Below are 11,821 nucleotides of genomic sequence, written 5' to 3'. Positions count from 1 at the left end.
TGCGCCTATTTAAGTCTAAAACGCTCAAAAAGTTAGTATTTTAGGCGCATAGTTGGGCAGAAAAATCTTGGGAAAATTCTTACTCCTACCTGCTCTAAATTCCCCGTTCCTCCTGTCTCCTGTCTCCTGTCTCCTACCCTCACCCATAAGACTTTTGAGCGCAAACCCTAATTAGTTATAATAAAGTTCTGATAGTGTTTTTATTTGAACTGGGTAGTTCTGCTCGCTAACGTGTGAAGATATATATTTTTTAATTTCTGACCACATTCCCCTCCTGGGAGGGGTTAGGGGTGGGTACCCACATTACTATGCACCACTTCCCCGTTCCCTGCTATACTACAACTTCAACACATGATATTGCACCCCTGTTTCAAAAATTCTCACCCCACCCCCTTCAGCAACAGTTTGTCTTAAAGCTTGGGAATTACTAACAGTTACTCCTGCCAAATAATCAATCCCAAATTGTTTAAAATCAGCCAACCAAGGCATTGTTGGCCCCATCAATACCAACTGAGAATCTTTTGCTAACTCCACCAAACGAGGAAAAGTTTTATTAGCAATAGAAGTCGCCGTCAAAAACACCCATTCCGCCTCCGGTAGCAAATATTCCGATGCTTGATCGGGAAGATCGTCCGCTCCCGGTTGCCTTTCTATGACAGTCATTTCCATCTCATTCTCATAACGAGACAACCTAGGATACCTACCAATAATAACAACTTTTTTTCCACGAATCATCGGTAGAAAATATTCAAATACTGCCAAATTTCCTGGTCCATAAGGAGATAATGATTCTCCTTGAGCAGGAAGTGGAGAACGCCCATTTATTTCTGCATTAATAGCAGCCATCCCCACCGTTGCCTCAAAACTATTCCAAGACCGCAACCAGGATGCCAACTCTTTCACAGGTTTATTTACCAGAGTTCCTGACCAAGGTAATGTGCGCGTCACTGTACCTGGACTCATACATAAACCAATGCCTTCTGTTTCGCACAAAGTCCATGTTAAACCAATTAATATTTCTTTGATCGGAGTTTTGGTATTGCCATAGTCTAATAACAAGTCATATATTTCTTTATGATGCACCATAGTTAAGTTAAAAATTAGCTTGTCTTATATCATATTTTGATTAGGACTTACACATTTTTGAGTTCTAAACAATAATTATTATATAATACGTTATAGTTTTGAGATATACTAATATGGTCTTAGTGTAAGTCCTTTTTATATACTAGCTTATAACTTCACTTTACTTGGTAACGACTGACACTAAACACGATATAATTATAGGGAATTAATTCTGTACGATCGCCATCTTCGACAATTTGACCAGTTTCAGGATTGTATACCCAATCTTCCCAATCCCAGGCATTTTTATAATTTTCAGGAATTTGTACTGCAATGTAGAAACCTTCTGCAAGGCGGGGGCGTTCCGATATGTCGCTAACATCAAGACCCATCTCAAATTTCTGAACAGGTACATTTTTAGAACGTTTAGCAACCATTTTAATTAAACCAATAGCTAAGTGAGATAGAGGAAAAATTGCTAGTTGTGACATTGTAGCTGCTGCCGCTAAACCAGACCTGAAAACTGGAGACTCTAGAAAACTCAATGCTCTTTCGTCTTCTTCATTCTTAACATTCACAGTGAGACACCTGAAATCAACGCCTTCAGCATCCACATACAATGGAGCAAAAATTGGCTGATTAATAATTGCTACTTCTCCATCCTTAATTCGGTGAGTAGTATTAATATTTAGAGTTTCCCTACTGTCTAGTATTTGTGTTTGTGCTTGAAAATCAAACAAAATATAATGGGTGCCACCCCCTGGATACTTAGCAACGCCCATTTGTTCTAGGTTAATATTGATGGGATTGTTGATCAGGGTTGTATCAGCTTCAATCTCGCAAGCATCCTCAATGAGTAACTCTGTACCCTCGGAGTTTGAGGGATTGACATAGCCAAAAATATGTTGGGTGTATAGCCATGGTTTGTCTAAAAAGGGCAGTAAATCTTCCCGAAGTCCGAAATCAGTCGGAGTTGTTGTTACTTTTTTTCTTGGTGCTGTTAGGGATTTGGCAGTCTCTTCTTCCCCCACTTCCAGGAGTTTAGCTGCTGCTTCCTCTGGGGATAAGTTGCCGATTACAGGGATATCATCGAACCAAGTTTCTGTTGGCATTTGTTTAATCTCCTTGATTTTGAATGTTTTGTTGAATTAGCTGAATTAAATTTACTGTCTTCTCAATATCTGCTACAGCACTATCTCCATAAATTTGATAATTCTCTAGAGCTTCTTGAGCATATAGTAAAGCATCATCAAAGTAACCATCTCCAGCTAATTGAGCTGCAACATGAACGCGAGTTTGCGCTGCACCATAAAGATTACCGGAGGCTTCGTAGTAGCTAATAGACTTGCGGAAGTGCGACAAAGCCAGAATTCGCTCTGTTGTATGACTGTATATAAGACCTAGTAAGTCATGGGGTACTGCCAAAGTATCAGGTGCATTGGGAGAAAGCAACTTGATCTGACGATTGCAAAATTTTGCAGCTTCACCAAGATAATGAGTGAGTTTTTCCTCTGCTTCTCCAATCTTCTGCGCTTCTTTGAATCTTTCATAAGCAACTGAACCCAGTTGTCCCAAGCATTTGCTACTTCCTAGGGGATCGTGTTTTTCACAAAGCTCTAAACTACGTTTGTACCAATGTTCAGCCTTTTCTAAATTACGAATGTTAGGAATATCTGCGTAAGCTCTACCCATATTGAAAGCCAGCACAGCTTCAGCGGATAAGTCATTGATGTGTTGATACAGAGAAAGAGTTTCCTTATAGGCGACAACACAATCTGACTTACCTTGCTCCATCAAAATTATACCAAGTTGAAGTAAAGATATTCCTAAGCTGCGAATCGCATGACGTTGTACCCTATCCAAAAACTGGGGTTCTATAGCAATAGCAGAAGCAGCTCGTTGGCGATTCAAATCTACACGACCTCTTTGTAAGCGCTCGGCTTCTGTCCACTTTAGTTCCTCCATGGCAATCTTAACCCGCTCTTGGGTAATGAAACTCCATTGTTCTTCACATCCAGGTCGAGGTCTGTTTGTATCTGGCTCAACTAAGTCTGGCAAAATATTATTTACCAGTTGTATTCTCTCTCTTCGTCGCCCCATGTCATTGTACAGTGCAGTCAAACCCTGCATTGTGTTAATTACTTCAGTCCACCATCTATTGATTTGTGCTAGCTTCATGGCAGACAATAAATTTGCCTCTTCACCAATTAATTCAAGGATGATATCACGGTTACCATTTTCATATTCTTGAGCACAGTATACTCCGAATGAGCCTTTTACCTTAACAAAAGCATAAGCAGCTAACTCAGGGTTGTTCTTAGTCTGTGGCAAGTAATATTGCTCAAAAAGTTTCTTAAAATACCAAGGTAGAGCAGGATGGATAATATAATAGTAACGAACAACGCCAATCAGCAATCCTATTTCAGCAGCTCTGTTAAATAAAGAAACACCTGATTCACGAGTTAAACCACGCACACTGGGAACACACCAATCCTTATCCACGTTACCCATCAAACATAATGCTCTTACATCCGCAAAACCTTGAAATAAATGTAGCAACGCCAACTGTTGCCGCTCTTGCTCGGTAAAAGCTTGTTCAAACCCATAACTCAAAGAAGCACCCAAAGAACTCGATCGCCCTTCCCGCTCATCATCAATTACTCCCTCTCCCAAACGCAACTTAACTACAAAATCTTCAATCTGCTCTTTGCTCCTCAACCCATAGAGCAACGCCTGGCCCACTAACACCCTAATAGTCAGTGGATTACCCATGCTAAATTGCAGTAAAGGTAGCCATTCTGTCACCGTTCCTAACTGATAACCCTGCTGCTCTGCTAAAGCTCTTGCCAACTGCACCCTCTCTGGTATCAGCATTGCTGGCATAGTAATGCGATGAGGAATATCCCCCAACCACCTTTGCTCATTGCGACGGGAAGTCAGCAAAAACTTTGTCTCAGTTTCCGTTGTCACATCCTCCAAAAATTTCACCAGTTTCTGTTGCTCAGTCTCACTCCAAGCTGACTTTGTACCAGCAGGAAACCCTGCTACAGGCTCAACATTATCCCAAATCCACAATACAGAGTTTTCTCGTAACACTTCCACCGCTTTATTTCGTCGTTCTTCGTCGCTCAAAGCCAACCAATTAATGCCCTTCGCCTCTAGGAAATGTCTAAAAATTTGACCAATCTTATCTATTAGTCGTGCCAAAGGCATATACCACTCAAACGAGGTAAACAAAATCAACCCCGTTACACCACCAGTTTGACCATACCAGCGACCAAACTCAGCAGCAACTGAAGTCTTACCATTTCCAGCATAAGAGTGGAGCAGAACAATCTTTTTAGTATCGAAAGCACGGTCAAGCGCTAATAAGGTTTCGTCACGACCAAAAAAACCTGCCTCTGGGTTTTTAGGCAAATCTGGGTCAAGCTTTACCTGTGTAGGTACGGCATTATTCTGCCCAAGATCAAACGGTTGTTTGTCAACTTCGGAGAATTTTCGGAAAGGAGCTATAGGTGCAACTTCATATACTATAGGCACCGTCCAATCTTCTAACTCCTGTGCTTCAGAGGTAATCTTGATTTCCCGCATCTGTTTAGCGTGTAACTGCTGACGCCCTTGAGTAACAGCTTCACCAAGGGTTTGACCTTTAGCCAGAGCAGCATAGAGGTCAGTCACAAACTGGGCAGCGGTAACAACGTACAAGTTGTAGCGCATTGCTATTACACCCGCAACCCCTGCATTCATTACCTCTTGGGCCAGAGTTTCATAAGCCTGAGCCTTTTGATCTACCAGAGTTTTACCAGGTTCTGTCGGAACCTCTGCATAAGCAGAGCGACAAGCATTCAGTAGTAACAAGGATACTCCCGTTTTTTTCAGCAATTTGCCCAATATTTTCCCCGGTATAGGTTCTCCTTTGTCTTGAGAATTAGGGTTCTCAAATATTAGATGACCCCGGATCTTTGATGAAGTGAAAGCTCCATATTCCCCATGTCCGTCAAAATGAACAATATCATACGGTTGACCTTCTTTTTTAGCTTGTTGCAGCACTGATTTCAACTGCTCGTAGTTCGGAGGGCGCAACACATCTAATTGAAATATCTCCCTACCGCTCTGAGTCAACCCCTTAATTAATTTAGTTGCCACGGAACGAAAAGCTACGTCGCTCTCTCCACCAGGGCGACAAATAACCAACAGAATCCGAATATTGTTTTTAGATGGTTTGGGAATCTGAGATTCTGGTACTTCTCGATCAGGTTTGCGGACAAAAGCTTTAGCAGCTAAGGCCAGGGACATATTAGTTTCAGGGTTGCACATCAACTCCCAGGGAATAGCTGTCGCCTCCCTGACACCAGTAATAATCTCTATGCGAGTTTCGTTCAGGCGATCGCGCACTTCTTTCCAGAGTAGTCTGGTGTCCGAGTTGGCATCAAACACCTTCTCGAAAAGTTCTATCCCTATTTCTGCCATGCGCTGTTCAATCTTAGCTGCAATCTTGGGCGCAGGTTCTTGAGGATATTTCAGGAAATCTTCAAGATACCAACGAATATTTTCCTGCTCTTGCTCCTTGACTTGAAATACAAAATGTGATATACATTCTTGAATTTTGCTACTTCTTTCCAAGGCCACTTTAACAGAATAAGAGTCAGACTGACTGTCCACCTCTTGAGTAAGTCGGAGTGTAAACATCAACTTTTACTGTAGTTAGCTTATACAAAAATTTCTTCAATTTTCCCGATTTATTTTCCGGATTTTGAAATAACCACTAATTTTGCAATGATTTATACAAAGATTCTAATTTAGCAGAAACATCTGGCGGTTTAGCCGTAAAATGAATATAAAAATTTCCATTTTCTCCTTTTTTCTCTAAAACCTTGCCATAAACATCCTCACTTTCTACTCCATCCCAGATCAAATTAAGCTTAATATTAATCAAAGCTGGTGGCAAATCATCTCGTGTTTGCATACCCTGAATTTCTGCTTCTTTTTCTGATAGTTTGATTAAACTTCCTTTTTGCAAACAATCACCGACATTTTTACCATCTAAGACTACATAATTTAAAGATATTGGTTCTTGAAGTGGTAGATAATGTTCTTCTTCTTTTGTCAATAATAAATTATATTTACCATCAATACCACCAACATCATAAATAGTAATTGGTTTTTTTACTCCTTTTGGCATTACTTCTTTTTCATCATTAATTTTAATTATCGGTCCCACTTCATTTAAAGTTGTTCCAGAAATTAAAATTTGACCACCTGTAGTATAAGATTCAATCCGATAAGTTAAATTTACCTGACTGCCTACAACACCATATTTTGTCCGTTTATCAGAGCCAATATTACCAACAACAACCTCTCCAGTATTAATACCAATTCCCATTTCTAATGGTGGTAAACCCCATTCTTTCATCTGTTTATTGACAGGTTCCATTGCTAATTGCATATCAATAGCACAAGCAACAGCTCTTACTGGGTCATCTTTTCTAGTTATAGGAGCACCGAATAAAACCAAAATTCCATCTCCCATAAACTCATCAATAGTTCCTTGATACTTAGTAATTACATCTGCCATATATCCCAAATAAAAGTTAAGAATTTTCACAACTTCTTCTGGTGTTATACGTTCTGATGTAGCAGTAAATCCTCTTAAATCAGAAGTTAAAATTGTGATTTTTCGGCGTTCCCCTCCTAATTTTAATCCTTCAGGACTTTCTAATAAAGTAGCCACGACTTCATCAGTTAAATAACGACCAAAAGTTTTGCGAATATCTTGTGCAGTACGAGCAATATAAGCTGTAATTGTAACAGCTGACATACTCATACCTAAAAATGCTGGAATTACTGGCAACCACAAATTCCAAACAAAAGCAGTATAAGTGCTAGCGAATAAAAGCACACCTGCAGCGAACATTGTAATTACTTTCCAAATAGAAAAATAGCTAACACCACCAGCAGTACGCCATTTCCAAGTTGTTGCCGCCCCCACTAAAGACCAGAATAAAATCCATGCCCATTCAAGAGGTTCTGCCCAATCCTGAATTAGAGGACGGCCATCGGTAGCAGAACTAATTAGTTGACTGATGAGGTTAGCATGAACTTCTACCCCACTCATGGGTTCTAGAGTTTTAATTAAGTTACTACTGTAGGGAGTAGAAAATAAATCATTAAAACCTTCACTGACTGCTCCAATCAAGATGATGCGATCGCGACCCCAATCAGGCGGCACTCTGTCTTCGAGAATATCCATCATGGAAACAGTCTCAAAGTAGCGACTCGGGCCCCGGTAGTTTAAAAGCATCAGATAACCACCTGCATCTGCCCTGATATAACCACCATCATTGGCTTCAAATGGCTTGATTATAGTCTTTCCTAGCTGAAATTTGTCACCATCAATTTTCTCGAGACTAATATCTAAATTATCTAAGTAACGCAAAGCAATATGAGAAGCAAAACTCCAGACATTTTCTCCGTTTTGCAGCGTGACATATAAATAGCCTCGTCGAATTTTTTTATCTGGGTCTACCTTTACATCATTAGCGCCTGCCTGATTGTTTGCTTCCAGAGCTGGTGCTGCTTCTATTACGTCATTTTGCCTTTCCCCCACTACTTTTTTAATCCCTACCAAGTTGGTGGTAGACTCGAATACTTTCACTAAGTCCTGATGGCCAGGTTCTACAGGTAAGTCTCGATAAATGTCTAAACCAATAACTTCTGGCTCCATTGCTTTTAATTTATTCAGCAATTTCGCATAAATAGCATCAGGAAAAATTGGCTGCCCGACTGCTCTGACATCATCTTCATTAATACCTACGATTGCTATGCGATCGTCTGGACTTTCCAAAGGCCGCAATCGCATATATTGGTCATAAGTTGCCCATTCCCAAGCTTGTAGTAAGCCAAGAAAACGTAGTAGGATTACTAACCCTGTAATAGTGGGGGCGGTAATCCATACACCATACCATTGAGAAAAAAAATTCTTACATTTATTCCATAACATTTGTGTTAGCTGCTTTGTAGAAATTAAAAGTTTTTGGGAGGGTTATTTCAGTTATCAGTTATCAGTTATCAGTTATCAGTACCTCTGCCTGTTTGCGTAGCATTCCGTAGGAAAGTATTGGGATTGAAATATGGAACTTTATTTTTTTATCCCCTTGAAAGGGGAGGCTTGAAACCCTATTTTTTGATCAAAAATTAATTATTAATTATTAATTATTAATTATTAATTATTACCTCTCCTTGAAAACAGATAGGATTGACTAATCATGAAAATTTTTTCTTGTTTCCATTTAAAGGAGAGGCTTTCAACCTTAATTATTCGGTAAAAAAAACAGATCGATTTGCCCACCTTTACCATAAAATCAATGTGATAGTAGTGTACTAGACTCAACCTAGTTACTTACAGCTATTCCAATGGTAACTTGACATACTCCCGACGTTGCCCTTACGGGACAACGCGGGATTCTTCAGCCCGGGAAACCCTGACCGCTGTTTTAACAGAGGTGATGTCCTCCCCCTGTGTTGATAATAATCCAACCCACCCCCATCCCCTCCCGGGAGGGGAGCTAGAGGGGTGGCTGAGTTATAGTCTCTATCTAATTCTTGACCACATCTAGAGCAAGAATGCCAGCGCTCTGATAAGCTTTTAGAGACTTTATTCAAACATTCCCAACAATTTTGAGACGTACCTTTTGGGTCTACTTTGATAATTCTCTTGCCTAATTTCCAGGCTACATACTCTAAGACTTGAACAAACTGGCCAAAAGCTGCATCTTGCAAAGACTTATTTAATCCTGACTTCGCTGACTGACCATTGGGTAAGAATTGACCATTGTCACCTAATTTAGCTCTGCAACGCCTCACTAAATTTGCTATCTGTAGGTCTTCTAAAAATATCACTTGATAGTCACTAAATAAATGATAAGCCAGTTTGAACTGCCAGTCCAGTCGTTGCCTAGCTATTAGTTGATGCAGTTTAGCTATTTTACGTTTGAGAACTTTCCAAGTTTTTGAATGTTTTTGTTTTTTAGCTAATCTTACCTGTAGTTTAGACAAGCGATGTTCAGAAAATCTAAAAAACCTAGGAACTTCTATAAACTCACCATCAGATGTAACAATATAGTGCAGCAATCCTAAATCAATACCTATTGAGTTATCTTCAGTGGGTTGAATTTCTGCAACCTCTACAGGTACAGTCTGATCTTCTATCGTTAAGCTGATATACAGACCATCTGCCGCGCGTATCACAGTACCTGTCTTAACTTTGAATCCTTCTGGTATTGGGCGATTGAAGACAAAAGGGACTAAGCCGATTTTCGGTAAATTGATACAATACCGACCGTTAGCATTTTTGACAATATTAGTGTTTGATAACTGGGGATAACTAAAAGAATTATAGTAATGTTTACCTTTAAATTTAGGTCTACCGCTGGTTTTACCGTTTTTATCCGGCTTGATAAAATTATCCATAGTAGTTTGTACTCTTTGGATAACATCTTGTAAAACCTGAGAGTGCATGGACTTGTATTCAGGGAATAGTTGTTTGGTTTGTCCTAAGTTTGCTAGTTGAACAGTCTCCCACAAAACATAGCCATTAACTATATTCGGATGCTTATCCCCTTTCTTTGTTATCGGATTACCATTATCGTCCTTTTTTCTGCCATCCCGTGTTTGTACCCTAAATTCAGGGATATTTTGATAAATCCGGTCCACTGGTACTACTGAAACATTAAGAGGACAAGCGTTTACTGGTGTGCGTGTTGCTTCAAACCAGTGTAACCGTTCAGCTAAACGGTAATTATATTGCTTCCTGGCCATGGATAACCAATTGGAGATAATAACCGCTTGCCTTTTATGTGGTTTTAACTTGTACTTGTATTTCAGTAGCATAATCTGTATCGACCTTTATATCTACATTAGTTATTATATCAAAAATCAGGATCAACCACACACATAACGCCCGGCTTTCCCATACGACGCTCCCCTACGGGAGAGCGCGGGACTTCCCGCCGGGGGAGTTAATTTCTTCTTCTACTTGACAGCAGGGTGCAAAGGGTTCGGAAGCAATCTCGTCTAACCCTACCGACTTTAGTAATTCCTCCCACTCTGTAGGGTAAGAATTGCGTAACTCAGCCACGGTAGCGATGGTTTCATTCCAAATTTTTGCTTTTGCATATATCTCTGCTTGTTCCAGGGGACTAGCATTTTTTAAGCTATTTTCTAAGTCTGAACTGATTTCTACTTTTTTGACAATTCCTTCAACAATTTTGTTAACACTGTAATCCGATTCATCGCAAATCATCACAAATACCCAAATATATTCTTTATTAGTTGTCAGACTTACATTTTTGGGCAGGGCAAGTTTCACAATGCCAGAAGTCTCGGAAATATCTAATTTAGTTGAATAGATGCTATTACCTGATTTATCAGTTATTTCAAATTCTGCTGACTTTGCTTCGTGTTCGGGAACATACACGAAAAATTTGGGATTATCTGCAACTGTTGTTGCGACATTATCTCCAGGCGTTAAGGCTGTCAATTCAATTTGACCAGGAGCAATAGGGCAGATTCCACGAGTCCCCCCACCTGTTGTGTTTCCTGAGCTTTCCCTTTGTGGCCCAGAAGGAAATTCTATACTAATCAGTAATTCTGCGGTTGACTGTGCTTGTACTAACTGCACCCCTGAAAAAGTCATAATTATTGGGGATGTAGCTAAAGCCAAAAGTCCCCAAAACTTGATATTTTGCCTCCCCATAATCTAATGATATCTCCTTTTTTTGATATTTTCACTATACCTGTAATTCTAACATATAAATAAGTTTTTATCGGTGTCTTAATTTACCTCAAACTTTTAATTATTTATCTTTTATAGATTATTACTGACCGTTAATCTGATATGCAGTTTGATGTTTATAAATTAAGTAAGTATGCTCATTTCAGTTATCAGTTCCTCTGGCTAAAGCATTGGGATTGAAATACTGAAATTTATTTTCTCTTGGTCGATTGGATATGGCGAGGAAAACCGCTCTTGACAGAGCTGCTCCGCTTTCTTCTGTTGCGAAGCAAAACGCCATCCCTTGACTGCTGCTTCATCCCCTTAAGAGGAGGCTTGAGACCTTATTTTTTGGTCAGGGAAAAGAAGAGATTCAATAATTGATAATTGATAATGGATAATTGATAATTACCTCTCCCTAAAAGAAAGAGGATTGAATCAAAGGAAAATTAATTCATTGTTTCTCCTTTAAAGGAGAGGATTTTCACCTTAATTATTCGGTAAAGAAAATATAGGGAAGAAAAAAGTTTTTTCAGCACTAATTAAGCAGACATAATATAATCTATTATATCTCTTGATTAGCAATATATATAATTACAAAAAATATTTACGCTATATCTTGCAATAGAGGAGTGAGAAGATAAAATTTTTTCATAATTTGTTTTTAGATATAAGAAAAATTATCTTTGAGGAACAATCGCTTCTACGAGATAATTTGTAAGCATTTCCTGCGGAATGCTGCGCAAACAGCTATTAGCTGTCAGCTAGCCTCCTCCGGAGGAACTGCGGACTTCAGCAACAAGACTCTATTCTTAAGGACAGTGTTTAAATTAACAACTGACTTTCAGGATAAGGGATCGTTTCCAAGCTGATGATAAATATCTCAAAGCATAGCTCGGCGCTGTTTTAGATACTTCATAATACCAATAGTTATTAGGTTTAACCATTGCTACTAATAGTTTATGAAGGTCAATTGCAGTGGGG

6 protein-coding genes are annotated in these 11,821 nt (G+C 39.4%); all 6 read right to left on the bottom strand.

What is annotated here, in order from left to right:
- Positions 1 to 336: 336 nt before the first annotated feature.
- Positions 337 to 1,086 carry a DUF364 domain-containing protein gene (locus F6K54_RS29695; RefSeq protein WP_293085858.1) on the bottom strand — a complete coding sequence of 250 codons (750 nt, stop codon included), beginning with the start codon at positions 1,084 to 1,086 and terminating at the stop codon, positions 337 to 339.
- 155 nt (positions 1,087 to 1,241) lie between these two features.
- Positions 1,242 to 2,177 carry a hypothetical protein gene (locus tag F6K54_RS29690; protein WP_293085855.1) on the bottom strand — a complete coding sequence of 312 codons (936 nt, stop codon included), beginning with the start codon at positions 2,175 to 2,177 and terminating at the stop codon, positions 1,242 to 1,244.
- Positions 2,178 to 2,181: 4 nt separating this feature from the next.
- On the bottom strand, positions 2,182 to 5,754 hold the full coding sequence (locus tag F6K54_RS29685) for a CHAT domain-containing protein (RefSeq protein ID WP_293085861.1): 3,573 nt from the start codon (positions 5,752 to 5,754) through the stop codon (positions 2,182 to 2,184).
- Between the two features lie 76 nt (positions 5,755 to 5,830).
- Entirely contained in the window at positions 5,831 to 8,065 is a 2,235-nt protein-coding gene (locus F6K54_RS29680) for an adenylate/guanylate cyclase domain-containing protein (RefSeq protein ID WP_293085853.1), read from the bottom strand.
- Between the two features lie 395 nt (positions 8,066 to 8,460).
- Positions 8,461 to 9,954, bottom strand: a complete 1,494-nt coding sequence (locus tag F6K54_RS29675) for a transposase (protein ID WP_293085850.1) — start codon at positions 9,952 to 9,954, stop codon at positions 8,461 to 8,463.
- A gap of 94 nt (positions 9,955 to 10,048) precedes the next feature.
- On the bottom strand, positions 10,049 to 10,819 hold the full coding sequence (locus F6K54_RS29670; protein WP_293085848.1) for a DUF928 domain-containing protein: 771 nt from the start codon (positions 10,817 to 10,819) through the stop codon (positions 10,049 to 10,051).
- Between the last annotated feature and the right edge of the window lie 1,002 nt (positions 10,820 to 11,821).

Origin of the sequence: Okeania sp. SIO3B5, assembly GCF_010692555.1 — a bacterium.
Taxonomy (GTDB): domain Bacteria; phylum Cyanobacteriota; class Cyanobacteriia; order Cyanobacteriales; family Microcoleaceae; genus Okeania.
Note: the sequence above shows the minus strand (reverse complement) of the source record. Positions and strands in the feature narration are given on the sequence as shown.